The organism is Flavobacterium sp. WC2430 (assembly GCF_040822075.1).
In the GTDB taxonomy this organism is placed as follows: Bacteria; Bacteroidota; Bacteroidia; order Flavobacteriales; family Flavobacteriaceae; genus Flavobacterium.
Genome location: NZ_CP162007.1, coordinates 3,654,408 through 3,679,663, shown reverse-complemented (window position 1 = coordinate 3,679,663; position 25,256 = coordinate 3,654,408). Strand labels below are relative to the sequence as shown.

The following is a 25,256-nucleotide window of genomic DNA, read 5'->3' as shown; positions in this document are numbered from 1 at the left end:
AACTTTAAACTATAAACTTGGAAGCTGAAACTAAAAAAGTTCTAATTATAACGTACTATTGGCCACCAGCTGGAGGTCCAGGTGTGCAACGCTGGTTAAAATTTGTAAAATATTTACCAGAATTTGGAGTTCAACCCATTATTTACATTCCTGAAAACCCAACGTATCCTATTGTGGATACTGATTTAGAAAAAGAAGTTTCGGCTGCTACAGTTATTTTAAAACATAAAATTTTTGAGCCATATCAATTGGCATCTTTTTTTTCTAGATCTAAAACCAAAAAGATAAGTTCAGGGATAATTCCAAATCAAAAAAAACAGTCTTTTTTAGACAAAACGTTCCTATGGATTCGAGGTAATTTATTTATTCCTGATGCTCGTGTATTTTGGGTTAAACCGTCTGTTTCTTTTTTAGAAAAATACATTGCCGAGAATACTATTGATACTATTATTACTTCTGGACCACCACATAGTTTACATCTTATAGGATTAGAATTAAAACAAAAACTAAATTTAAAATGGATTACTGATTTCCGTGATCCGTGGACCACTATAGGATATCATAAATCACTTCGTTTATCGAATTATGCTGCAAAAAAACATAAAGAGTTAGAGTACCAGGTTTTGAATACTGCAGATACCATTATTGTTACCAGTAAAAGTACAAAAGCTGAATTTCAAGCAATAACGACAAAGCCGATTGAAGTAATTACCAATGGGTATGACGTGGAACCCATAGCAAATCAGGAATTAGATACTAAGTTTAGCTTGGCTCACATTGGTTCATTCTTATCCGAAAGAAATCCAATTATTTTATGGGAAAGTATAAAAGAATTACTGAACGAAATACCTGATTTTAAAAGACATTTAGAAATAAAATTAATTGGGGCTGTTAGTCAAGAAGTATTGGATGAAATTAAAAATTTTGATTTAGTTCCTTATTTGAAAAACTTAGGATATGTTTCACATGGGGAAGCAATTGTTCATCAAAAAAAGTCACAAGTTTTATTGCTGATCGAAATTGATTCTGAAGATACTAAGAGTATTATTCCTGGAAAATTATTCGAATATATGGTTTCTAATAGACCCATTATTGCAATTGGTCCAAAAGATTCTGATTTTGCCGAAATTATTACCAATACAAATACGGGAGTGTTCTTTAACTATTCTGAAAAAGAGAAGTTAAAAAGTGTACTTTTGAACTTTTATAATCAGTTTTTAGAAGGTAAATTAAAATCCAATGGTGTGGGTTTACAAAAATATTCCAGAAAAAACTTGACTAAAGAATTAGTACAGCTACTTAATAAATAACATAAAGAGATTATTGGTGTCTCGCAATAGTAAAGAATGGGAATAGTTTTAAATCAGTCTTTAAAAAACACAATTATAACCTACATCGGTTTTGGTATTGGTGCAATTAATACAATATATTTATATCCCTTTTTTCTTGGAGCAACTTATTATGCATTAACTAATTATGTTCTTTCGGCTTCCAGTATTATTATGCCGATCTTAGCTTTTGGAATGCAAAATACATTGGTGAAATTTTATTCTCAATGTAAAACAGAACAAGAAGAATCTAAATTTTTGTCTTTTACAGTATTGTTTCCACTATTATTATCGATTCCCTTATTATTGATTGGATTGTTTTTTTATAGTGATATTTCAGAATTTTTATCAAAAGAAAATCCAATAGTAAAAGAGTATTTGTGGTTGATACCATTTACGGGTTTATGCATGGCTTATTTCGAAATATTTTATGCATGGGCTAGGGTTCATATGCATTCAGTTTTTGGTAATTTTATTAAAGAAGTTGGTTTGCGTTCGTTTTCATTATTGACATTGGTTGGAGTTTATTATAATTGGATTTCGGTTATTCAATTTGTTTATGTTACCGCAGGGATTTATTTTGTTGCATTTATTGTAACGATGCTTTATGCCTTTTACTTAAAAAAACCTAATTTTCAATTTTCCATTCCACATAATGCGAAGGAAATTATGGTCTATACTTTTTTTATTATTTTATCTGGAAGTGTAGCTACTTTACTTTTAGATATTGATAAACTAATGCTCAATCAATACATTAAAATTGAAAATATAGCTTATTATTCTGTGGCAACCTATATTGCACTAGTTATTTCTGTTCCTAGTCGTGCAATGCATCAAATTGTGTATCCAATAACTGCAAAATTAATGCACGAAGACAAGCATGAAGAAATGAATAGTTTGTACAAGAAAACGTCTATTAATTTACAAGTAGTGGGTGGGTTTGTAATGTTGTGCATTTTTGTAAACATAAGTCAACTGTATGAAATGGTTCCAAAGGAATACAGCGGTGGTATATTAGTTGTCTTTATGATTGGGTTATCCAAGTATTTTGATTTAATATTGGGGAACAATAATGCTATAATTTTCAATACAAAATACTATCGTGCCGTTTTGTTTTTAGGAGTAGTACTGGTTTTTTTAACTATTGGATTAAATATGATTTTTATTCCTATTTATGGAATTTTGGGTTCTGCTTTTGCGACTTTATTATCCATCACGTTATATAGTTTGGCAAAATTAATGTTTGTAGTAAAACGATTGCACTTGTATCCTTTTACAAACCAAACTTTATATTCAATGGCACTAACACTTGTATTATTTGTATTATTTTATTTTTGGCAATTTCCCTTTAATCCCATTATTGCAATAGGGTTAAAATCGATTCTGGTAACTATTTCATATGTTTACCTTAATTATAAATTTGTCATTTCTAACGAAATAAATCAAGTGATAAATAATCTTTTAAAAAGGTTAAAAATAAATATATAATTAGGCCCGAAATCTTGAGGATCTAAAAAATATTTTTCAGATTGATTAATTTTTTAAAAAAAGCAACTACAACTCAAATTGTAGTTGCTTTTTTTAATCCTATTTGTAACTCTTGTATCTCTCGTTAAATTAATGCTATACAGTATTTTAGATTACTGTGAATTTTATAAACTTATAGTTTTAATTTGTAATATTTTATCTTTTTATAAGAAATACATTTGTAAATAATTAGTAAGAACGGATTCTAATGCTTTGCAAAGTTTTTTGAAATATCACTAAAAGTGGGTATTGTGGCAACTAGAAAAACTGTTTAATTTTATATCATATTTATAAAAGGATCAGCTGACGATTTTACAAGGTAAATAAAACATTTATAGCGATGAAAATTAATACAATTACTCCAGAAGAAAATTTTTCTAAATTCACGAAAATTTTGAAAGAAAAAATGAATAATGGTTTTACTGTAGTGGAAAGAAATGATAAGTTACCTTTTGCTGTTTTATCAAAGAAGGGAAAAAAAGTGAACCATAATTTCAATTTTTTAATTTCATGTATCACTTTTGGACTGTGGTCATTGCCATGGTTTTATTTGTATTGTGTGTCTAATAAAGAAAAAGTAATATTAATTGCTATTGACGAAGATGGTAATCCATTTGAAGATAAATGCTTTAGTTAATAGTTAGTCTATAAAATAGAAAAACTCCTATTCTTGTTTAATTTTAAACAGAATAGGAGTTTTTTTTGCTCAAGTGTTAAAGCTTATATTTTATCTTTTAAATATTTACCTGTAACGGATTCTTTTATTTTTACAATTTGTTCAGGTGTTCCAACTGCTAAAAGTTTCCCTCCATTTTCCCCACCTTCAGGACCTAAATCAATAATCCAATCGGCGCATTTAATTAGGTCTAGATTGTGTTCAATTACAAGTATGGAATGTCCTTTTTCAATTAAAGCATCAAAGGATGCTAATAGTTTCTTGATATCATGAAAATGCAACCCTGTCGTAGGTTCATCAAATACGAATAGTGCTCTGTCTTTTGTAGCGCCTTTTACAAGGAAAGAAGCTAGTTTTATTCGTTGTGCTTCTCCACCAGACAAAGTGGATGAGGACTGTCCTAATTGAACATATCCCAATCCTACGTCTTGTAACGGTTTTAGTTTTTGAGTAATCTTATGTTGCTGATTAGTTTCAAAGAAAGCGACAGCATCATCAATAGTCAGTGTTAGAACATCATGTATATTTTTGCCAGCAAATGCTACTTCAAGGACTTCTTTTTTAAATCGTTTTCCATTACAAGTTTCACATGGTAATTGTACATCGGCCATAAATACCATTTCAACATTAATAGAGCCTTCTCCTTTACAGGTTTCACAACGGCCGCCATCTACATTAAAAGAAAAATGTTTGGGTAGATACCCTCTTATTTTAGATAACTTTTCTTTGGCAAATAATTCTCTAATGTCATCGTATGCTTTGATATAGGTTACTGGATTAGAACGGGAACTTCGCCCAATTGGGTTTTGATCCACATATTCGATATGTTTGATATGTGAAAACGAACCTTTTATTTCACTAAACTGACCTGCTTTTTCACCTGCATTGTCCAGTTTTTTCTGCATCGCTGGAAACAAAATTTTCTTAATAAGCGTACTTTTTCCACTTCCAGAAACTCCCGTTATAACCGTTAATACATCCAATGGAAAAGTAACATCAATATTTTGCAAATTGTTTTCTCTCGCTCCTTTTATTTCTATAAAATTCTTAAATGGTCTTCGTTTTTTGGGAACCGCGATTTCGAGTTCGCCATTTAAATATTTAGCCGTTAAAGAAGTTGACTTCAGGATTTCGTTATAGGTTCCTTGCGCGACTAATTTACCGCCAAAGGTTCCAGCTTCCGGTCCAATATCGATAATCATATCGGCTGCTTTCATAATATCTTCATCGTGCTCCACCACAATTACAGTATTTCCCAAATCACGTAATGAAATCAATACTTTTATCAAGCGTTCTGTGTCTTTTGGGTGTAACCCAATACTAGGTTCGTCCAAAATGTACATGGAACCAACCAAGCTACTTCCTAAAGAGGTGGCTAAATTAATTCGTTGCGACTCACCACCTGATAGCGTAGATGAATTTCGATTCAATGTCAAATAATCCAACCCTACTTCGGTTAAAAATGATAATCTGTTATTGATTTCCAATAACAAGCGTTTAGCAATTTGTTGTTCATAAACATCTAATTTTAAATCTTTAAAAAAAGCAACTAAATGTTTAATAGGTAAATCCACTAAATCCGAAACCGTTTTATCATTTATTTTTACATAAGAGGCCTCAATTCGAAGTCGTTTTCCTTTACAAGAATGGCATTTGGTTTTACCACGGTAACGAGAAAGCATGACGCGGTTTTGAATTTTATAATTTTTTTCTTCTAATTCTTTAAAGAAATCATTGAGTCCTTGAAAATAGGAGTTACCCGTCCAGATTAATTCTTTTTGTTCATCCGTTAATTGAAAAAATGGTTTGTGGATAGGAAAGTCAAATTTATATGCATTATTAACTAATTCGTCTCTAAACCAACTCATACTTTCCCCACGCCAAGGAAAAATAGCATTTTCAAATATTGATAAAGTGGTATTGGGTACAACCAATTCAGCATCAATTCCTATAATGTTTCCATATCCTTCACATACAGGACAAGCTCCATAAGGATTGTTGAAACTGAATAAATGAACATTGGGCTCCAAAAAAGTTATTCCATCTAATTCAAAATTATTAGAATAAGAATATCTTTTTTCAGAGTTTAACTCCTGTAAATAGCAAATTCCTTTTCCTTCATAAAAAGCGGTTTGCACGGCATCAGCAAGACGATTAAAAAACTCTTCTTCCTCTTTAACTACAATTCTGTCAATAATAAGGGTTATATCTTTATTATCTAATGAATGCTGATCAATTTCGTCCAAACGAACCATTGTATTGTCAACTAAGATTCTTGAAAAACCTTGTTGTAACAATACCTTTAGTTTGTCTTCTAGTTTCCTACCTTCTTCTAGGTGAATGGGAGCGAGAAGCAACCATTTACTATCTAGGGTAAAATTTTGTACATCAGTAATAACATCTGTAACGGTATTTTTTTTTACTTCTTGACCAGAAATAGGGGAGAATGTTCTCCCAATTCTAGCAAAAAGCAATTTCATGTAATCATAAATTTCCGTAGAAGTTCCAACGGTAGATCGTGCATTTGTCGTATTTACTTTTTGTTCAATGGCAATAGCGGGAGCAATGCCCTTGATGTATTCTACTTTTGGCTTGTCTAATCGTCCAAGAAATTGTCTTGCATAGGAAGATAAACTTTCTACATAGCGGCGTTGTCCTTCGGCATACAAAGTATCAAAAGCCAAACTCGATTTTCCAGAACCAGAAAGTCCAGTAATAACTACCAATTTGTTTCTAGGAATTACCACATCTACACTTTTTAAATTGTGTACCTCGGCTCCTTTAATTATAATGTTTTTTTTGGGGTCTATTTTGGAAAAATCAACTTGCATAAGAAATGGTATATTTTTACAAAAGTAATCATTTTTCATTGGGGAAAAGCGGGTGAACAATTCACAAATTTTAGGAATTACAAACTTTTTGATGAAAATAATGGAATGATATTGTTATTTTAGACGGGGTTAAAAAAGCGATAGCTCTTTTGATAAATGAAAAGGAGTTAGTACACTTATAAATTGTAACAAAAAATTATTGTTATTAATACATTGGACAATAACAAAACAAGTCCATTAGATAGTGTGGCTCGACCTCTTAAAGAACTAAAGGGCTTTGAGATGATAGAATTACAACCAAATGAAACCAAAACGGTGACTTTTGTAATTAATCAAAATACAATTCAATATTATACTGCTAATTCTAAATGGGAAGCAAAGGTGGGTGATTTTAAGATTTTTATAGGAGGAAACTCCGCTACAACTTTAGAATCTAATTTTCAATATACTAATTAATACGAAATGAATAAATTTTTAATCTTATTGATAATTGGGCAATTGGGTTTTGCTCAGCAAGGCAAACGAAAATTAGTTTGGGAAGAAAATTTTTCAGGAAAATCATTAAATGAAAAAGTTTGGAACATAGAGTTAGGTAATGGTTGTCCTAATTGCGGATGGGGTAATAATGAAAGGCAATTATATACCAATGAGAACCATGAATTAATAAATGGGAATCTAGTAATTACCGCTAAAAAAGAAGGTAATAAATACACTTCTACCCGAATAACAACGAAAGACAAGAAAGAATTTTTGTATGGTTATTTTGAAGCTAGAGCTAAGTTGCCTGTTGGGCAAGGAATCTGGCCTGCATTTTGGATGCTAGGTTCTAATATAGATGAAGTAGGTTGGCCAAAATCAGGTGAGATTGATATACTTGAATACGTTGGGAAAGAACCGCAGATGGTTTATACCACTTTACATACCCAAGATAGTCATGGGAATTCTATAAATTCTAAGAAAACTAAAATTGAATGCATTGAAGATGGCTTTCATCGATTTGGTATCGATTGGACAAAAGATAAAATGGATTTTTATGTTGATGGTATCTTGATTTATACCTTTTATCCAGAAGTCAAAAATGAAGATACTTGGCCTTTTGATAAACCGTTTTATTTTCTTGTTAATCTAGCTATTGGAGGTAATTTTGGTGGACCTGAAGTTGATGACGCTATTTTTCCTAAAAAATTCATTTTAGATTATATAAAAGTGTATCAATAAATTTAAATTCATATTTAATAAAAAAGACCTGATATTAGTTAAGTAAAATCATCTCTTTTTTTATAATTAACTGTGGGACTATTGTTTAAGAAAACTGCTAATTATTATTTGAATTTTGGATGGTTAAAAAAAAAACAACAATTAGTAAGAATTTTTTATATAATGCGTTATTTTTTTCTTAACTTTAGTTGTAATTTCAAGTAAATATTTGTTAAATTTGACCAATCTATTAACACAAAACTACAATTAGCCTATACATAAAACTACTTTTTTAGAAAAATTTCGAAAAATTTTTAATTAAACTAAAAGGTAAAACTATGGCTAATTTAGAACTTCCAGACGCTTTATTGGTACAAAATTATGTATCAGGAAATGAAAATGCCTTGGCTACATTAATAAAAAGGCATGAATCAAGAATTTTTGGATTTATTTATTCCAAGATTTCTGATAGAGATATTTCTAATGATATTTTTCAGGACACTTTTATTAAAGTAATCAAAACATTAAAATCAAACTCTTACAACGAAGAAGGTAAATTCTTGCCGTGGGTAATGAGAATTTCTCATAATCTTATCATTGATCATTACAGAAAAAATAAAAAAATGCCCCTATTCAGAGAAACAGAGGAGTTTTCTATTTTTTCAATCATGTCTGATGATTCTCCCACAATTGAAAATCAATTAATTTCAGCGCAAGTTGAGCAGGACATCAGAAAATTAATAGAGGAATTACCGCTCGATCAAAAAGAAGTTTTGGTTATGAGAATGTATCAGGATATGAGCTTTAAAGAAATTTCAGAAATTACAGGTGTAAGCATAAATACCTCTTTAGGGAGAATGCGTTATGCTTTAATGAATTTGAGAAAAGTGATTGATAAACATCAAATAGTTTTAACTAATTGACAATAAATTAATAAAAGCAACGTTGTATTAGAAAACAAATAGTATAACATGGCAAAAATTTACTCTAAGAATTCATTTGTTACCACGACAATGAAGCCAAAAAAAGAAATCGTTTCTTTTTTATTGAATTATTCAAAAGCTTTGAGCATCATAAATGTAAAGAATCAAAGCTTCGAAATAATAGCTAATTAGCTTTTTAAAAGCAATATACAAGGTTAAGTTAAGATGACTTGTATGAAGTAAATTTCCCTATTTTGATTTTCAAATTGGGGAAATTTATTTTTTATAGTACGCTGCTAAAACAGATTTGCGTCCTACAGTTTTAGTAATAATGTCTTTTTCTAAATCCCATCCTCTAGCTGGCGAATATTGCCTTCCGTACCAAATAATTTGCAGGTGTAAATCATTCCAAATTTCTTCTGGAAAAATACGTTTAGCATCTTTTTCAGTCTGAACTACATTTTTACCATTAGTCAAATTCCATCGGTACATCAAGCGATGAATGTGTGTGTCTACAGGAAATGCGGGAACGCCAAAAGCTTGTGACATCACTACGCTTGCTGTTTTATGCCCTACGGCAGGTAATTCCTCCAAAAACTCAAAACTTTGTGGTACTTGGCCTCCGTGTTTGTCTATTAAAATATGAGATAAACCATGAATGCCTTTCGATTTCATTGGCGAAAGCCCACAAGGCCGAATAATTTCCTTAATTTCCTCGACTGACATTTTAATCATATCATACGGATTGTCCGCTTTAGCAAAAAGTAAAGGCGTGATTTGATTCACACGAACATCTGTACATTGTGCCGAAAGTAAAACAGCAATCAACAAAGTATAAGGATCTTTGTGATCTAACGGAATAGGAATCGTAGGGTATAATTCTTTTAACGTATTTATAACAAATGTTACACGTTCTTGCTTGGTCATTTTTGTAAATTTATATCTTGTAAAAATAGAATAATTTTTTGGATGTGCCTAATCCAGCTGTTCGTTATAAGTCCTCCTTTAAAAAACATTTTTTCTAATGTCAAATAAGGAGCTTCCTCTGGTCGCTCTTCTTGACAAGAAAAAAATAGTTTTTTTCAGTCCGGGCTTTTCACTTCCATCTGGGGCTTCAAATAAAAACGCAATAAAACTCTTAGTGAACTTTGCGGTTAAAAAAAACAAACAAAAAGAATTCATAAATAATAAAATTTTCATTCAAAGCTTAGTGAACTTAGCGAAAAATCCAAGTGATCTTAGTGGTAAAAAAAATAAAACGATGACAACATTAAAAAAAGGAGATAAAGCGCCTGCATTTTCAGCAGTAGATCAAGATGGAAAACCACATAAATTAGCCGATTATAAAGGAAAAAAGCTAGTGGTTTTCTTTTATCCAAAAGCAAGTACGCCAGGTTGTACCGCAGAAGCATGTGATTTACGCGATAATTTTTCGCGTTTTGAAGCTAATAATTATGCTTTGTTAGGTGTAAGTGCTGATGCTCAAGCCAAGCAAGCCAAGTTCAAGGAAAAATATGAACTTCCATTTCCGTTATTGGCCGATGAAGACAAATCAGTTATTGAAGCTTTTGGTGTTTGGGGACCTAAAAAATTTATGGGCAAAGAATACGATGGAATTCATAGAACCACTTTTGTAATTGATGAAAATGGAATTATTGATGAAGTAATTGAAAAAGTGAAAACGAAAGAACATGCTGATCAAATACTGAAATAAGCAGATAAAAAAAGAGCCAAGAAATAGACAGTATCGTAGTCTTTTTCTTGGCTCTTTTTTCTGGTTTTAAATTAATTACTTTCCTTTAAAACTTTATTTGGGCTGTACCCAAACAGATGATGTTCTTTAATAATTTCCGCAATACCAGAAGGGAGCATTGGTTCCCAACCTGGTTTTCCATCACTAATCATTTTAAGTACTTCACGAGAGAATACTTCCAGATTCTCAGGGTCATAATCGTCAATGTCAATCACTTTTCCGTTGAATTTAAAAAATTTATACAATTCTTTCATTCTTGGGTGTACTTTTAGTGTTTCTGATGTAACAATATCTCCATTTTCATCTAGCATAGGATATAGGAATACTTTCATATCGCGATAGAATAATTTTCCAAATGCTTCAAGTATTCCACCACTTAGATGACGGTAGTATTTTTCATCAAATATATCGACTAGATTATTTACTCCCATAGCAAGCCCCATTCGAGCTTTAGTATAGTTAGCAAAATATTCTACTACTTTATAATATTCTTGGAAATTAGAAATCATTACTGTTTGTCCTAATGAACAAAGTAATTCAGCACGATCCATAAAATCTCTTTCGTCAATTTCTCCGTCAGAACGAAGATTAGAAAGTGTAATCTCAAATACAACTAATGTATTTTCTTTTTCCACTTTATTTTCTTCAATGAACATTTTTAATGATTTCTCATACATGTCCATATTTACCTTAGTTACAGGACGGAAACTTCCTCTCAATGCTAGGATGTTCTTTTTGTATAATATGGCGGCAGGAAGAATGTTTTTACCGTTAGGGTCAAACATTACAGCATCAGTCATTCCGTTTTTTACTAATTGTAAACTCATCAAACGATTGTCAACATCAGCAAAACGAGGTCCAGAAAAATTAATGGTGTCAATTTCTAATTGGTCTTTGTCAAGGTGATCGTATAAATAACGCAACAATCGCTTAGGGTCGTTGTATTTATAAAATGCACCATATATTAAATTTACTCCAAGAATACCCAATGTTTCTTGTTGTAACCGTGCATCCGTTTCTTTAAAACGAATATGAAGCGTAATTTCATTATAATCTTCATCAGGCTCAATTTGGTAGCGAATACCAACCCATCCATGTCCTTTGAATTGCTTTGCAAAGTCAATAGTAGCTACAGTATTAGCATAACTAAAAAACATTTTATTAGGGTGCTTTTCTCTACTTAATCGTTCTTCAATTAACTCTCCTTCAAAAGTTAACATCTTTTTTAATCGATTTTCAGTTACATAACGCCCATCATTTTCAGTGCCATATATCGCATCACTAAAGTCTTTATCGTAAGCAGACATCGCCTTAGCTATAGTTCCTGAAGAACCACCAGATCTAAAAAAGTGTCTTACCGTTTCTTGTCCAGCTCCAATTTCGGCAAAAGTTCCATATATATTTTCGTTCAAATTAATACGGAGTGCCTTATCTTTTATTGAAGGTATTTGTTCGATGACTTTGTCACCTTTTAGTTTTATTGCAGTATCCATTTTTATTTTAAATATGGCTAATAATGTACAAAGTTAATGAAATAGGTTTCTTATGAAAGATAATTAATCCTATTTTTGTAAAAAAATAAAATAGATTTGAAGGTATATTTTTTAGGCACTGGCACTTCTCAAGGAATTCCTATAATTGGGAGTAGTCATCCAGTATGTAAAAGTACTGATTATAAAGATAAAAGGTTACGTGTTTCTGTTTGGGTTTCGTGGGATTCTTATTCCTACGTTATCGATTGCGGACCCGATTTTAGACAGCAAATGCTTACTTCAAATTGTCAAAAAGTAGATGGAATCCTATTTACTCATGAACATTCGGATCATACTGCTGGTATAGACGATATTCGACCTTTTAATTTTAAACAAGGAGAAATTCCTATTTATGCACATCAAAGGGTAATTGAAAATCTAAAAAGACGATTTGATTATGTTTTTGAAACCGTAAATCGGTATCCTGGCGCACCCTCTGTAAAGACAATTGAAATAATCAACGACCAACCATTTCCTATTGGTGATAAAATAGCAATTCCTATAAATGTCTTGCACGGGAATCTTCAAGTTTTTGGTTTTAGAATAGACGATTTTGCTTATTTGACAGATGTTAAAACTATTGAAGAAGTCGAGACTGAAAAATTAAAAGGCATAAAAGTATTAGTTATAAATGCCTTGCGAGAAGAACATCATTTTTCTCATTTCAACTTGCAAGAAGCTTTAGATTTTATTGCTTTGGTTAATCCAGAAAAAGCCTATTTAACGCACATTAGTCATTTACTAGGCTTTCATGAGGATGTTCAAAAAAAATTACCTAAAAACGTCTATCTTGCTTTTGACAATTTAGAAATTACAATTTAATTAAATATAAAATGAAAAAATCATTATTGCTGTATGCCTTTATTCTTATTGCATTATTAAACGTCTATACCTACATGTTTTTAAGTAAAGAAGTAGAATATGAGCAACATAGATACGAAAAAACGACCAAAAAACTAAAAGACAGTTTGAATTCGGTAACGGCAAAATTGACTGATGCGAACTATTTTTCATTGGAAAAAAATGAAAATGCACAAGACTATTTTGATACTTCAGGTTCCGAAAAAACAATCCAGTATGAAAAGTTAATTCCTTATGTGAAAGAGAAATTGATGGATTTAAATTCAAATCCAAAAGGGAATCCTTACGTAGGACAAGATCAAATAGGGGCTAATAAATTTATAATCAACAAAGTGAAAGTGTTAAATCACAGATGGATTATAGCTGATTATAGCGATGGCGAAATTTGGGGAGAAGTTTTACTGAAGTATTTTGTAAATCAAGATGAAACGATTTCATTTGAGGTGATTCAGTCTTTATTATATCAAAAACGCTAAAAAAAAAGGTTCCAAATTTTGGAACCTTTTTTTATTCTAACAACCAATTTTTAAAATCATAGAAATTCTGAGGTGAAACCCCATGTCCTATTGGATATTCTTTATAAGTTGATTTTATATTTAAATTATCTAGAAATGGTTTAGTTTTTCTAGCCCAATCTACTGGTATTACTTGGTCTACAGTCCCATGAGAAGCAAATATTTTTAAATTGGAGAAATCGTTATTTTTATAATTTTCTTCAAAAATAGGTTCGCTTATATAACCGCTCAATGCAACCACTTTTTGAATTTTTTCTGGATGTGAAAGTGCCACAGCATAACTCAATATCGCCCCTTGACTAAATCCTGTCAAGATAATATTATCCGTATCAATAGGGTAGGTCGCTATTAATTCATCAATAAAAGTAGTAATTAAATCTCGGGATACTTTTGCTTGTTCGTTATCTGAAAATTTATTTTGATTTTCATCAAAATTTATTGCGTACCATGCATAGCTGCCATACTGCAAAGTATGAGGTGCTCGTGCTGAAATCACGTAATAGTCATCAGGAAGTTCAGTTGCAAAGGAGAATAAATCTTCCTCATTGCTTCCGTAACCATGAAGTAAAAGTAATAAAGGATTTTTGTCTAATTTTATTTTGGGTTCTCTTACGAGGTATTCTAAAGATAATTTCATTTGATTAAGATATGTTTGTAAACCATTTTTGAAAAAGTTTTCCAATTAAAGGAACTGGTTTTGTTTCTCCTTTTATCGCACTGAAAATACCATAAGTCCATAAAATAGAAACAAAAATCCACATTGGAGCTGATATCATTAAACTATCAAAGTTACTTACAATAAGCCCTAATGAAATAAATGTAATTGTTAATCCTAATCCTTGACGAATATGAAAGGAGGCAAAAGTGTTTTTATCTTCGGCATTCATAGACATGGCAATAAATACTCCAATTCCTAGAATATAACTGGTTATGGCTGTAGTTTTACCTTTTTCAACGGTGTTGTTATTCATGTTTTTATGCTAAAATTAATTGATCTTGATTTACGATACCGTACACGGTTCCTTGCATTTCTACTCCTAGAAAAGCAGCGTTTTTCGATTTCGATAAAATAGATGCTTTTGTAAATATAGTATTTCCTTCTGGCGAAAATAAACTTAGGTTGGCTTTGGCTCCTTCGGTAACGATAGAATTTTCGATGCCAAAAGTAGTTTTTCCGGCAGTTAATTTATCTATTATTATTTCTAAAGGCAATACAGTCATTAAAGAACCAAAGGCACTTTCTAGTCCAATAGTTCCGTTTTTGGCGGCATCAAACTCCATTTTTTTATGCTCAATATCGATGGGGTTGTGGTCGGATGTAATCATGTCAATTGTACCATCTAATATCCCTTCGATTAGTGCTTTTCGATCCTGCTCTGTTCTTAATGGTGGTGTAACTTTATGTCGTGTGTCAAAATCTTCTAGTTTTTCATCTGTTAAAACCAAATGATGCACTGCTGCACTACAGCTAACGCTTAGTCCTTTTGCTTTTGCATCTTTAATTAGTTCCACAGATTTTGCAGTTGAAATTGTGGGGATATGTAATTTTCCTCCAGTATATTCTAACAAAAATAGATTGCGGGCAATTTGTAATTCTTCTGCTAGATTTGGGATGCCTTTTAAGCCTAATCTTGTGGATACGATACCTTCATTAGCGACTCCATTTCCTTTTATTTTTTCATCTTGTGGAAAAGCAATCACTAATCCATCAAAATCTTGAACGTATTGTAAGGCTATTTTTAGTAGATTGGCATTGTCTTGGCTTTTATTGTAATCCCCAAAAGCGACTGCCCCCACTTTTTTCATATCATACAATTCAGCCATATCTTTTCCTTCGCTTCCTTTTGTTAAAGCACCAATGGGAAACAGTTGAGTTGCACTTCCAAAAGCTTTACTTTGTACAAAGTTTATTTGGGATTGATTGTCTATAATAGGGAAGGAGTTGGGTTGTAACGCAATTGCAGTAAAACCACTTTTTGCCGCCACATGTAATCCATTTGCTATTGTTTCTCTATCTTCAAAACCAGGTTCTCCTAGCGATACGCTACTGTCAAACCAGCCTTGGGAAACATGTAAATTAGCACGTTTTATTTCCTCGATATTTTCTTCATTTGGGATTGAAGTTGCTATTTTTTTTATAAAACCATCTACAATTAAAATATCTGCTTTTTTGTTATGAAAAGGACTTTGTGGGTCGATAATTTTTGCTTCTCGGATGATAAGTTTCATATGTAGATTTTATTTTTTTAATTCTTAATACATGAAATATGCTTTTTATTTCATGAATCGTATGATTGCCATTTCTGTTACCATAAATAACAGTGCAAAGATAGCAAACCATTTCCAAATTTGATTGTCTGTTCGCTCTGTTTGTAAAGTGTCAAAAACAGTTGCAATTGAATCGAGTGTTTTATAGTCTGTTACTGCATTTTCATTGCTATTTTCTAAGTTGCTTTCGCTTCTATTGTAGTTAAAACTAATGTTTTCTAGCGCTTCTTTTTGGTTATAAATTTCAAAATTCCCTGCTTGTGTGGGATAATCATTAAAAATTAATTTTACTTTATTGTTCAGTATTTGTTGGATGGGAATGAATTGTTCCGTTTTATTTTTTACACTTAAAACGGCATCTTTAGATAATAATACATCTACCAAAAAAGGATTTTCATTCCCAATAGTTAATGCAATAATTCCATCATTATGATTACTTACTGCCATTTTATAAAAGGTAGGAACAATTAATGGCGATTGTTGAAAATTTGAATTTTCGGTATTAATTGGTGCCGAAAAAACGTAAACGGTTGAATTAACATTGGGTAACGAAGTCAAAAATGAGCTCTGGTCTTCATAATATAGTGCTCCAGAGTTTACTCCTGAAATTTCAAATGAACTATTCGTTTTTGGATATTGAAAATTGGTAATTTTATTTTCAAAAACACCATTGAATAAAGGGTGTTCAAAATTAATTTTGGTGATTCGTTTTTCAAAATTTTCTAAAGAGTTGAATTGTAGTTTTCCAAAAATATTCAGGAAAGGATTGATGTTACTCAAAGATGATTTTCCTGACGGAATCACGATTAAATTAGCTCCTTTTTCTACCACTGATTTTAATGTGGTTTGTAATGCTTGAGGAATTTCATCTAGTTCATTTAAAATGATAACATCTTGTTTCTCTATTTCATTGTAATCCAATGAAGAAATTGTAGTTACATTGAAATCAAACTCATCATTTGTGAAAATCCGACTTAAAAAGTTGTTTTTTTGAAGTTCTCCAATGCAAATTGCTTTTACTTTTTTGGTTTTCGAAATACTAAAATATAAAACATTGTCATACCCCAAACCATTATCAGTAATACTTACATAACCGTGAAAAACTTGTTTTGGAATAGTAAAATGAACTATTTTCTGTTTCGTTTCAAAATTGACTAGCGTTTTTGCAATCAATTTGTTTTGGTTGTAAATAGCTATTGGAACTTCTTTTTCGCTTTGTCCGTAGCTCGATAGTTTTACTTCAATTTCATAGAAATTTTCTAATGTTTCACTGATATAAACACTGTCGATTGCTACGTTATTTTTTTGTTCTGCTTTTGGAATTATAAAATACGGATTTTCGTTTTCACTAATGCCTTTTAGTTGTTTTTTATCAATACCTACGGCATCAGTAATGATGATAATGTCTTTTTTGAAAATGGACTTATGTGATTTTACTTTTGCAATTAAATTGTCTAATTGAAACGGAATAGCGCTATATTGAAGATTTTGTAATGTATTTTGAATTTCTTTAATATCAGTATTCCAATAACTTTCGGAATTGGTGAGTAAAGAAAAACGGGTATTTTCGGGTGTGTTTTCAAGTAATTCCTGTACAGAGCGTTTCAAGAGTTCTCCTTTTTTTCCTTTGGCTTGCATGCTAAAGGAATTATCCAGAATGATATACAATTCATTTGAAGCATTCTTATTGTCTTTGGCTAAAAAAAAAGGCTGAGCAAATGCAATAATAATAGAAGCTAATAGAAGTAAACGACAGCAAAGGAGCAACCATTTTTTTATTTTAGAACTTTTCCTAGTTTGTATAGATAAAGCTTTTAAGAACTGAACATTAGTAAAGTATTCTTTTTTGAACCGTCTTAATTGAAATAAATGAACCAAAATTGGTACAATCAGTAAGAAAAGAAAGTATAAAATTTCGGGATGTTTGTACTGCATTCGGTTTTTAGTTTACTTCATTGGATTCTATTTCTTTTGAAGTGAAATGGATATTAGTAGTCAAAAATACAAATTTGTAGACAGTTTTTATAGATGTTGTTATAATTTTTAAAAGCATTAAACAATTAAGGTTAATTATGTATTTTAGCTTTCTTAAAAAACACACAATTATGAAAAATAAGGTTTTAATTCTTTTTTTATTTTCAATATTAACGGCATTTCAAGCTCAAAGTCAAAAGCTTAATTTACTTATAGGTACGTATACTACCAGTTGTGAAAGCAAGGGGATATATGTTTATAATTTTGATACCACTACAGCTGATTTTAGTTTTAAAAACGTTTCAGAAAACAGTATTAATCCAAGTTATTTGACCGTTTCAAAGGATAATAATTATGTTTATTCAGTAAATGAAAATGGGCCAGAAAGTACGGTTAGTTCTTATAGTTACATTCCATCTAGCGGTAAATTAGATTTAATTAATAAGCAAAGTTCAAAAGGAGCTGATCCTTGTTATATTATCAATGACGATAAAAATGTTATTGTTGCTAATTATTCTGGTGGGAACATTTCGGTTTTTCAAAAAAACAGTGATGGAAGTCTTGCCGAAGCTAAGCAAGTAATTCAACATTATGGAAAGGGAGCTGATGTACAAAGACAACAAGGACCACACGTACATATGGTGCATTTTTCTCCTGATAAAAAGTTTGTTTTGTCAAATGATTTAGGTCTTGATAAAGTATATTCTTATGCATACGATCCCAATACAAATGAAGAAGCATTGAAAGTATGTGATAGTGTAGCTGTAAAAGCAGGAAGTGGACCAAGGCATCTTACTTTTAGTAAAGATGGTAAATTTGTGTATCTAGTGCAGGAAATGGATGCAAGCTTGACTACTTTTAAATATTCAAACGGAAAATTAAAAAAAGTGGCAGAAACTACTATTTTACCTAAAGGTTTTAAAGGAACTTTTGGTTCTGCAGATATTCATATTTCACCTGACGGGAAATTTTTATATGCTTCAAATAGAGGGGAAGCGAATGATATTTCGATATTTGAAATTGGTAAAAACGGGAAATTAAAATCAAAAGGACAAACGAGTACATTAGGTAAAGGGCCAAGAAATTTTGTTATTGATCCTACAGGAAATTATCTTTTGGTAGGCCACCAATACACGAACAATGTTGTTATTTTTAAAAGAGATCAACTAACTGGTGCATTAACAGATACAGGAAAAAGAATTGAATTATGTTCTCCAGTTTGTTTAGTGTTTACTGAAAATTAGAGAAGGTTTTAAATAAAAAAGGCTTAAAAATGGAATTCATTTTTAAGCCTTTTTTTATGCTATTTGTTTTTGTCTTTTCGTTTTTTATCTCTTGTTTTAAGCATATTACGATTGACAGATCCATGTGTTTTTTTCTTGGTTACACCCGGTCCACCTAAATTGACTTTCTTGTTCTTCTTACTTTTCTCTTGAAATGCACCATCGCCTTCAAGTTTTTTCTTTTTCATCAAAAACTTAATCGGCTGTCTGTCTTTTTCGGGTTCAATTAGTTTGGATGAAACTTCAACTGTTTCAGGAAATTCCTCAGCATTTAATTCCATATTCATTAACACCTCAACCTCCACTTTAAATTCTTCTTCACGAGGTGCAACAAAACTAATTGCAGTACCTGTTTTATCAGCACGACCTGTTCTACCAATTCTATGCATGTATAATTCTGGCATCTCAGGCATCTCGAAGTTAATTACGTGTGTAATATTCGAAATATCCAATCCTCTAGCCATAATATCCGTTGTAATAAGGCCACGAAGATTTCCTTCTTGGAACGAAGCCATAGTGCTCAAACGATAGTTTTGAGATTTATTAGAGTGGATTACTCCAAATTGTCCTTCAAAATCTTCTTCGATACGTTCATGGACCATATCGGATATTTTCTTGTTGTTCACGAAAACTAGCACACGACTCATGTCTTCATTTTCTTGTAACAAGTGTTTTAATAGATTTATTTTGGTATTAAAGTTAGGTGCATTATACGTTATTTGTGTAATGTTTTCTAATGGAGTTCCTGATGCAGAAAGCGTAACTTCTTCAGGATAATCAAAATAATCATTCAAAATAGCATCTACTTCATCCGTCATAGTCGCTGAAAAGAGAATGTTTTGGCGTTTTTTTGGCATCATAGCCAAAATAGCGGTCAACTGCGTACGGAAACCTAAATTCAACATCTCATCAAACTCATCAATAACTAGTTTCTGCATTTCTTCAAAACGAATCACATTATCTAGTGTTAAATCCATGATTCGTCCTGGAGTTCCTACTAGGATGTCACAGCCTTGATAAATAGTTGTTTTTTGGGTATTTATATTTACACCACCAAAAATACCAACAGTACGAACTGACATGTATTTGGTCAATTTTTCTACTTCTTCTGCCACTTGAACTACAAGTTCACGGGTAGGGACAAGGATTACTATTTTAGGAGTATGTCCAGGAATAAATTTATATAATTTTAATAAAGGCAATAAATAAGCAAAAGTCTTACCAGTTCCTGTTTGGGCAATTCCCATCATATCACGACCTGACATTATCACAGAAAAAGTTTTTTCCTGAATAGGAGTTGGGGATGTAAAACCTAAATCGTCTATTGCTTTTTGGACAGATTTGGGTAGATTTAATTGCTCGAAAGTGGTCATAAAACGTATATTTTGTGCAAAGATACGTTTTTTGAGTGTAAAGATGCTAATTGTGCAAAATCTGCTGTTTTATCTAAACCTTAAATCCCATGAAACTGCTAGTGAATAAATCCAGAAATAATTTCCTTGATCAAAACTAATTTCTTGATGTGCGACACCAAATTGAGTTCCCCAAGCATTTTGTTTGTTTTTAGAAGTAAAATTATAGCTTAAATTTAATTTTTGAGATTTAAGATCTACAATAGCTGTTTCATTTCCACTAAAATTAAATTGATTTATTTCTGGGGAAAATCCCATTCCAAAAGAGAAGCCGAGGTAATTGTCAGCATCAGAACGGTATTTTCGATACGTAAAAGTCCCTGATGTACTGGTTCCATTATCACCCGGAGTAAAATACGGGCGAAAAGACAAATAACTATTCCCAGTATACCAACCTATGGAGCCCGTATAAATGTTAGTGGTAGTAGTATATTTTAAAGAGCGGAATCCAAGAGAAACTTCAAGACTTTTTGGCAATGATTTATACAATTCGGCTCCATATCGTAAATCAGGAAAAAGAAACGTATTTGCAAAACCTATATTTAAATAAGCATATAATCCTTTGGTAATTTTTGGATATAGATCAAATTCAATTTGAGTTCCGTTTTCATTGAATCTTCTATTGAAATTTAGTTTTCCTATAATACTACCGTACTTGGTTTGGCGACTGTAATTTAAAGTATAATACTGCATCGGATCAAAAACTTCCGAATAGATATCGACTTCAGCTTTGATTCCGATCGTGTTTTTTCTTAGAGTTGTACTTAAACTCGATTTGTAATCTTTTGCTTTTTGATCTTCAGGGTTCTTGTTTAATATTGATTCTAAAGTATTTAATGCTTCTATTGGTTTATTTGTTTTTTCTTCGGCACTCGCTTTTAGGTATAATATTTCGGCATCATCAGGGAAGTTTTTCAATGCTTCGGTTGTCATTTCTAAAGCAGTATAGGGTTTGTCTCCCCATATTTCATTTTTAATTGCAGCAATCCATGTACTTTTATTTTGTGGATCTTTCTCTAAAACATAGGCAAATTCCTTTCGTGCTTTTTTATAATCACCATCCCAAGAATAGGTTGTGGCTAAGAAAGAACGAATATCATGATAATCTGGATATTTAGTTAAAATATGGGACAAAGTATCTTGTGCCTGCTTGCGTTGCTTATTGAAAGCCATATTACGAGCAGTTTCAAAAGAAGTATCTGGATTGCCATTGTATTTCTCTTCTTGCCCATACATTTGAAAAATCATTGTAAAACAAAGTACAAATGTTAGTTTGGCTATTTTTTTTGTAATCATTTTGCAAAGGATTTTTTAATTTTAAATAATTCTGTTTCTTTTGGGTGCTTTTTTATAACACTGTCAATAATTTTATTTGCTATTAGCGAGTTATTTGTTCGGAAATAGGCTTGCGCTAATTTCACTCCCAGTTCTGGTGTTTCCACTTTGTTTTTTAGTCCTTTTTTTCCAGTAACGATTCCTTTTTCGTTTTGATTTGACCACCAATACATATCCATTAAAGCAAGGTAGCTGTCATTGTAATAGGGAGTTCTTTTTATTACTTCAAGAAATTCGGTTTCTGCCTTTGCATAATTTTTATCCCATGCTAAAGTTCTACCTTTTAATGTTCGTACGTCTGCATAATTAGGAAACTCATTTAATATGTAATTACAAAGTAATCTGGCTTTATCGCGCTCTTTGTTAAATGCAAAGTCGCGTGCAAGGAAGAATATTTCGTCATAGGTCAATCCTTTAGTTAATTTTTTGATTGTAGCAAGATCTGTTTTCGAAAATTCAAAAGCAGGTTTTGTATATATATTAATTGAGTTAGGTATTATTTTGTTTTTTTGAGTTAGATATGCATTCAGTTTTTTTGCGGCATTCAAAGTGTCAGTTATTGCTTTCAGCATTGCGGCGTCGTTTACTTTTGCAATGTCAAAATTTTCATTGATTTTGAATAAGTCACCATTTGAAAGTAAATAGTCTTTATAAATCATTTCATTTATACTTCCTTTATTTTGCATTATAGGAATAGTGTGAATGTTTCTGAATTTTCTTACCGTATCTAAGCCTGTACTCATCCAAGCTGTTTTCTCCATTTTATTCATTTTGTAATTATTCATTAAAAATGAAACTAAACTGGGTGTTATATCCCAGTGGGATGAAACAGATTTAAATGTTTGTGGTTTTTTCAATAACGGACTATAGATATACAATGGCACGTGAAAGCGACATAGTTTGTCTTTTTGAGCTATTGGGATTAATCGGTGATCACCTGTAATTACAAAAATGGTATTCTTAAACTCAGGTCTTTTGGAATAAGATTCAATGAAATTTTTAATAGAATTATCAGTATATAATAAACATGCAAATATATCTTTATACGTGTTTACCTCCGATTTTGTTAAATCAAGTGTTTTATTTGTATTGATTATATCATCTACTTTTTTTAAATATTCTTTTTTAGCTGGAAAATCAAACGGTTCATGATTGGTTAGTGTCATGATCACATCCAGCCTTGGGAGTTTTTTAGAATCTAATTCGGATAATGTTTTTTTGAATATTTCGCCATCAGGATATCCCCATGAAAAACCACCAGAATTTTCTTTGGTTTTAACATAACCTGGGCCAAATTTATTTATATCAATGACATTTTCGATTCCGTTGTATTCTAAAAAATTTATTTTTCTGTCAAAACTGGATTCATCACCACAATAAAATGAGGTAGTGTATTCATTTGCTTTTAAAATACTGACGAGAGAAATATTAGAAGGCAATGGGTTCATTTCTAAAAATCCTTTTTCGCCATATGGCAGAGACCCTAATATTGAAGGTAAGGCGCCAAAAGTTCTTCCTGCATTACTAACGAAATTTTCCCAATAAAGTGATTTTGGAATTAAGGAATCTAAATAAGGAGTAAAGCCTCGATAGGCATTTTTACCAATAAATTCATCACCTAGTCCTTCAACTATGATCATTACAATATTTGGCTTTTCCTCATGAATTTCAAAAAAAGGGGCTAATACATCTGGAGATGATTCAAATGGTTGTACTAACGGATACTCTTTTTTGTAAAATAGATTATCAGCATTAAACGCATTTTTATCTGATTGAAAACGAAAGATATCAGTTGCAAAGAAGGACAACTTATTTTGATAAGTAGAATCAGAAGCTTCAGAAATTCCCAATTTTAAACCTCCTAATATAAGTATTGAAATTCCTGAAATAATATAAATAATTTTTGGATTACCATAGCTTACCAATAGGTTATTAATACCTAAATAAAGAAGTGGAAAAATAATAAAAGGAATAAAGTATAAATAAGATAATGATTCGGATGCAGTTACAGTAGTGTACATGTCACTATAGGAATATCCTAAAATATCTGCGCCTAAATTTACTAGCGTGGTAAGATTGTATTTAACCAATGCAAATTGACCAATAATCAGTAAAGAAAAAATGATTTTGATTACAATAACACTCCATGGTTTTCTAACATAATAAAAGAGCATATATACAGGAAAAAAGAATACTCCAATCAACAATGCTATTCCAAAATCATTGAGTAATTTATAGAACAACGTTGTTGTTGTGTTTGTAATGTTTATTCCGTTAGTTGCCTTAGTATATATTTCAAATGCAGTAATAAACCAAAAAGCGATTACCAATGAAATTGTTAAATAAATATAAGGGAAACAATTATTTAAAAACGACTTAATCTTCATATTTTACTATCTCTATTTATTTAGGTAATTTAATCATTTGTCATTCCTTTTCTAGTCATTTCTCCCCATTTTATTTTTTTGTTAAAATAGTAATCAAAATTACCTTTAATTGCTGCATATAGAATAAAGGGATGATTTGTGAAAGGCTCTAAAAAGGCTGTGCTGATTAATTGTAAACCAATTCCTTTTTTCTTATACTGGTGGTAAGTAAGCTCTTCAGAAATGATAGTAATAATCGAAAAGAATACAGTAAATAAATAAGATAGTACAATGAATGCTATTGCATAATCCCATTTTACATTATGATTTAGTAAAAGAAATAAAAAATAGAATAAACCCATAATTTCAATTACTGGAGCCAGTCTTTCATAAATTAACCAATAAGGATAGCTAATGGTTCCTAATGCATTGTATTTACGGTTAAAACCAATTTTACGATGTTTTTTTAATGTTTCAATGGTTCCTCGGGTCCATCTATTTCTTTGTGAAATAAAGATTTTATAATTATCCGGCGCTTCAGTCCAACAAAGTGGATCTGGAATATAGGCTACTTTATATTTTATTTTTTGCTCTTCCATATGTCTTCTCATTCTCACAATGATTTCCATATCTTCTCCAACAGTTTTGGTGTCGTAACCTCCCACCTCAATAGCTATTTTTTTATCAAATAAACCAAAGGCGCCCGAAATAACTAATAAACCATTCAATTTACTCCATGCCATTCTACCTAATAAAAAAGCTCTTAGATATTCTAAAATTTGCCCTCTTACTATTAAATTTTTAGGCAAGTTCACATCTAGTAATTTACCGTCTTTTATGATGCATGAATTTGCAATTCGGATAACTCCTCCCGCAGCAATTACCTTTTCATCCGTAGATTCTAGAAAGGGTTTAATCATTTTTTGTAAGGATTCCTCTAGTAATAAACAATCGACATCAATACATGCTACATATTTATTAGGGCTAATGTTTAGTCCAGTATTCAATGCATCTGCTTTTCCACCATTTTCTTTATCAACTACAATCAATTTTTCAAAAGCAGGGTTAGTGGATTTAAAGACTCCTTTTCTAAGCGGTTTTGTTGGGATTTGATTATTGATAAGGTAGTCTACTTTAACTAAGTCATACGCTTTAATAAGTTTTTCAAGACTATCATCTTTACTTCCGTCATTTACTATGATTACATCGTAATTTACATAATGGTTTGATAGCAAAGACCGTACGTTTTCTACAATGTTTAAAGTTTCATTATAGGCAGGTGCAATAATTGAAATGGAAGGAGAAATTGAGGATGATAATATTTCTTTATAATTAACAAAGCTATTTTTTTTCATATATTCTATTGTCTCAATTGCTGAAATTGCGGCTAATATGATATAGGATAGAATTGCAGTAAGTGCAAAACCAAAAAATAGGTATTGAATTAAATCTATTATCATTTGGGTAGTTTTTTA

General features: G+C 31.2%; 21 protein-coding genes. 10 read left to right on the top strand and 11 right to left on the bottom strand.

What is annotated here, in order from left to right; translation table 11 throughout:
- Positions 1-17: 17 nt before the first annotated feature.
- The 3 genes from AB3G36_RS16020 (at position 18) to AB3G36_RS16010 (ending at position 3,492) form a co-directional block, all read left to right on the top strand.
- Positions 18-1,310, top strand: coding sequence for a glycosyltransferase family 4 protein (locus AB3G36_RS16020; protein ID WP_367754430.1), 1,293 nt, complete (start codon positions 18-20; stop codon positions 1,308-1,310).
- 36 nt (positions 1,311-1,346) lie between these two features.
- Entirely contained in the window at positions 1,347-2,816 is a 1,470-nt protein-coding gene (locus AB3G36_RS16015) for a lipopolysaccharide biosynthesis protein (RefSeq protein ID WP_367754428.1), read from the top strand.
- Positions 2,817-3,195: 379 nt separating this feature from the next.
- Positions 3,196-3,492, top strand: coding sequence for a hypothetical protein (locus AB3G36_RS16010; RefSeq protein ID WP_367754426.1), 297 nt, complete (start codon positions 3,196-3,198; stop codon positions 3,490-3,492).
- A gap of 83 nt (positions 3,493-3,575) precedes the next feature.
- Here AB3G36_RS16010 and uvrA read toward each other — a convergent pair whose 3' ends face one another.
- Positions 3,576-6,362, bottom strand: coding sequence for an excinuclease ABC subunit UvrA (gene uvrA, locus AB3G36_RS16005; protein WP_367754424.1), 2,787 nt, complete (start codon positions 6,360-6,362; stop codon positions 3,576-3,578).
- A 282-nt stretch (positions 6,363-6,644) separates the two neighbouring features.
- Here uvrA and AB3G36_RS16000 point away from each other — a divergent pair, with 282 nt between their 5' ends.
- The 3 genes from AB3G36_RS16000 (at position 6,645) to AB3G36_RS15990 (ending at position 8,482) form a co-directional block, all read left to right on the top strand.
- Positions 6,645-6,818 (top strand): fibronectin type III-like domain-contianing protein, encoded by a 174-nt coding sequence (locus AB3G36_RS16000; protein WP_367754422.1) that lies wholly within the window; start codon positions 6,645-6,647, stop codon positions 6,816-6,818.
- A 6-nt stretch (positions 6,819-6,824) separates the two neighbouring features.
- Positions 6,825-7,580 carry a family 16 glycosylhydrolase gene (locus AB3G36_RS15995; RefSeq protein ID WP_367754420.1) on the top strand — a complete coding sequence of 252 codons (756 nt, stop codon included), beginning with the start codon at positions 6,825-6,827 and terminating at the stop codon, positions 7,578-7,580.
- Positions 7,581-7,897: 317 nt separating this feature from the next.
- Positions 7,898-8,482: an RNA polymerase sigma factor gene (locus AB3G36_RS15990; protein WP_367754418.1), complete on the top strand. Its 585-nt coding sequence runs from the start codon at positions 7,898-7,900 to the stop codon at positions 8,480-8,482.
- Between the two features lie 276 nt (positions 8,483-8,758).
- Here AB3G36_RS15990 and nth read toward each other — a convergent pair whose 3' ends face one another.
- Entirely contained in the window at positions 8,759-9,409 is a 651-nt protein-coding gene (nth, locus tag AB3G36_RS15985; RefSeq protein WP_367754416.1) for an endonuclease III, read from the bottom strand.
- A gap of 334 nt (positions 9,410-9,743) precedes the next feature.
- Here nth and bcp point away from each other — a divergent pair, with 334 nt between their 5' ends.
- Positions 9,744-10,196, top strand: a complete 453-nt coding sequence (gene bcp / locus AB3G36_RS15980) for a thioredoxin-dependent thiol peroxidase (RefSeq protein WP_367754414.1) — start codon at positions 9,744-9,746, stop codon at positions 10,194-10,196.
- 71 nt (positions 10,197-10,267) lie between these two features.
- Here the strand turns inward: bcp and AB3G36_RS15975 are convergent, their stop codons facing one another.
- On the bottom strand, positions 10,268-11,728 hold the full coding sequence (locus AB3G36_RS15975) for a TonB-dependent receptor (protein ID WP_367754412.1): 1,461 nt from the start codon (positions 11,726-11,728) through the stop codon (positions 10,268-10,270).
- A 96-nt stretch (positions 11,729-11,824) separates the two neighbouring features.
- Here AB3G36_RS15975 and AB3G36_RS15970 point away from each other — a divergent pair, with 96 nt between their 5' ends.
- Both AB3G36_RS15970 and AB3G36_RS15965 read left to right on the top strand, forming a co-directional pair.
- Entirely contained in the window at positions 11,825-12,589 is a 765-nt protein-coding gene (locus tag AB3G36_RS15970) for an MBL fold metallo-hydrolase (RefSeq protein ID WP_367754410.1), read from the top strand.
- 11 nt (positions 12,590-12,600) lie between these two features.
- Entirely contained in the window at positions 12,601-13,104 is a 504-nt protein-coding gene (locus AB3G36_RS15965) for a hypothetical protein (protein ID WP_367754408.1), read from the top strand.
- 31 nt (positions 13,105-13,135) lie between these two features.
- Here the strand turns inward: AB3G36_RS15965 and AB3G36_RS15960 are convergent, their stop codons facing one another.
- From AB3G36_RS15960 to AB3G36_RS15945, 4 genes are read right to left on the bottom strand one after another with little or no spacing between them, the layout of a single operon-like run.
- On the bottom strand, positions 13,136-13,780 hold the full coding sequence (locus AB3G36_RS15960; protein ID WP_367754406.1) for an alpha/beta hydrolase: 645 nt from the start codon (positions 13,778-13,780) through the stop codon (positions 13,136-13,138).
- Between the two features lie 4 nt (positions 13,781-13,784).
- Positions 13,785-14,114 carry a hypothetical protein gene (locus tag AB3G36_RS15955; RefSeq protein ID WP_367754404.1) on the bottom strand — a complete coding sequence of 110 codons (330 nt, stop codon included), beginning with the start codon at positions 14,112-14,114 and terminating at the stop codon, positions 13,785-13,787.
- Between the two features lie 4 nt (positions 14,115-14,118).
- A complete protein-coding gene (locus AB3G36_RS15950) occupies positions 14,119-15,372 on the bottom strand; it encodes a dihydroorotase family protein (RefSeq protein WP_367754402.1) in 1,254 nt (417 codons plus the stop codon).
- 45 nt (positions 15,373-15,417) lie between these two features.
- Positions 15,418-17,346: a BatA domain-containing protein gene (locus AB3G36_RS15945; RefSeq protein WP_367754400.1), complete on the bottom strand. Its 1,929-nt coding sequence runs from the start codon at positions 17,344-17,346 to the stop codon at positions 15,418-15,420.
- Positions 17,347-17,516: 170 nt separating this feature from the next.
- Between AB3G36_RS15945 and AB3G36_RS15940 the strand changes: the two genes are divergently transcribed.
- Positions 17,517-18,629, top strand: coding sequence for a lactonase family protein (locus AB3G36_RS15940; RefSeq protein WP_367754398.1), 1,113 nt, complete (start codon positions 17,517-17,519; stop codon positions 18,627-18,629).
- Positions 18,630-18,688: 59 nt separating this feature from the next.
- Here AB3G36_RS15940 and AB3G36_RS15935 read toward each other — a convergent pair whose 3' ends face one another.
- The 4 genes from AB3G36_RS15935 to AB3G36_RS15920 all read right to left on the bottom strand — a co-directional run bounded on the left by AB3G36_RS15935 (position 18,689) and on the right by AB3G36_RS15920 (position 25,241).
- Positions 18,689-20,041: a DEAD/DEAH box helicase gene (locus tag AB3G36_RS15935; RefSeq protein WP_367754396.1), complete on the bottom strand. Its 1,353-nt coding sequence runs from the start codon at positions 20,039-20,041 to the stop codon at positions 18,689-18,691.
- Between the two features lie 69 nt (positions 20,042-20,110).
- Positions 20,111-21,376: a YaiO family outer membrane beta-barrel protein gene (locus AB3G36_RS15930; protein ID WP_367754394.1), complete on the bottom strand. Its 1,266-nt coding sequence runs from the start codon at positions 21,374-21,376 to the stop codon at positions 20,111-20,113.
- Positions 21,373-23,802 carry a sulfatase-like hydrolase/transferase gene (locus tag AB3G36_RS15925; RefSeq protein WP_367754392.1) on the bottom strand — a complete coding sequence of 810 codons (2,430 nt, stop codon included), beginning with the start codon at positions 23,800-23,802 and terminating at the stop codon, positions 21,373-21,375. Before AB3G36_RS15925 ends, AB3G36_RS15930 begins: the two co-directional genes overlap by 4 nt.
- A 29-nt stretch (positions 23,803-23,831) precedes the next feature.
- Positions 23,832-25,241, bottom strand: coding sequence for a glycosyltransferase (locus tag AB3G36_RS15920; protein ID WP_367754390.1), 1,410 nt, complete (start codon positions 25,239-25,241; stop codon positions 23,832-23,834).
- Positions 25,242-25,256: the final 15 nt, after the last annotated feature.

Excerpts from the sequence above, each read along its gene's own strand:
- AB3G36_RS15930 (WP_367754394.1), bottom strand. The coding sequence starts at position 21,376 with ATGATTACAAAAAAAATAGCCAAACTAACATTTGTACTTTGTTTTACA.
- AB3G36_RS15995 (WP_367754420.1), top strand. The coding sequence starts at position 6,825 with ATGAATAAATTTTTAATCTTATTGATAATTGGGCAATTGGGTTTTGCT.
- AB3G36_RS15975 (WP_367754412.1), bottom strand. The coding sequence starts at position 11,728 with ATGGATACTGCAATAAAACTAAAAGGTGACAAAGTCATCGAACAAATA.
- AB3G36_RS15920 (WP_367754390.1), bottom strand. The coding sequence starts at position 25,241 with ATGATAATAGATTTAATTCAATACCTATTTTTTGGTTTTGCACTTACT.
- AB3G36_RS16015 (WP_367754428.1), top strand. The coding sequence starts at position 1,347 with ATGGGAATAGTTTTAAATCAGTCTTTAAAAAACACAATTATAACCTAC.
- uvrA (WP_367754424.1), bottom strand. The coding sequence starts at position 6,362 with ATGCAAGTTGATTTTTCCAAAATAGACCCCAAAAAAAACATTATAATT.
- AB3G36_RS15935 (WP_367754396.1), bottom strand. The coding sequence starts at position 20,041 with ATGACCACTTTCGAGCAATTAAATCTACCCAAATCTGTCCAAAAAGCA.
- AB3G36_RS15925 (WP_367754392.1), bottom strand. The coding sequence starts at position 23,802 with ATGAAGATTAAGTCGTTTTTAAATAATTGTTTCCCTTATATTTATTTA.
- AB3G36_RS15965 (WP_367754408.1), top strand. The coding sequence starts at position 12,601 with ATGAAAAAATCATTATTGCTGTATGCCTTTATTCTTATTGCATTATTA.
- bcp (WP_367754414.1), top strand. The coding sequence starts at position 9,744 with ATGACAACATTAAAAAAAGGAGATAAAGCGCCTGCATTTTCAGCAGTA.
- AB3G36_RS15990 (WP_367754418.1), top strand. The coding sequence starts at position 7,898 with ATGGCTAATTTAGAACTTCCAGACGCTTTATTGGTACAAAATTATGTA.
- AB3G36_RS15940 (WP_367754398.1), top strand. The coding sequence starts at position 17,517 with ATGAAAAATAAGGTTTTAATTCTTTTTTTATTTTCAATATTAACGGCA.
- AB3G36_RS15945 (WP_367754400.1), bottom strand. The coding sequence starts at position 17,346 with ATGCAGTACAAACATCCCGAAATTTTATACTTTCTTTTCTTACTGATT.
- AB3G36_RS16000 (WP_367754422.1), top strand. The coding sequence starts at position 6,645 with ATGATAGAATTACAACCAAATGAAACCAAAACGGTGACTTTTGTAATT.
- AB3G36_RS15960 (WP_367754406.1), bottom strand. The coding sequence starts at position 13,780 with ATGAAATTATCTTTAGAATACCTCGTAAGAGAACCCAAAATAAAATTA.
- AB3G36_RS16010 (WP_367754426.1), top strand. The coding sequence starts at position 3,196 with ATGAAAATTAATACAATTACTCCAGAAGAAAATTTTTCTAAATTCACG.
- AB3G36_RS15955 (WP_367754404.1), bottom strand. The coding sequence starts at position 14,114 with ATGAATAACAACACCGTTGAAAAAGGTAAAACTACAGCCATAACCAGT.
- AB3G36_RS15950 (WP_367754402.1), bottom strand. The coding sequence starts at position 15,372 with ATGAAACTTATCATCCGAGAAGCAAAAATTATCGACCCACAAAGTCCT.
- nth (WP_367754416.1), bottom strand. The coding sequence starts at position 9,409 with ATGACCAAGCAAGAACGTGTAACATTTGTTATAAATACGTTAAAAGAA.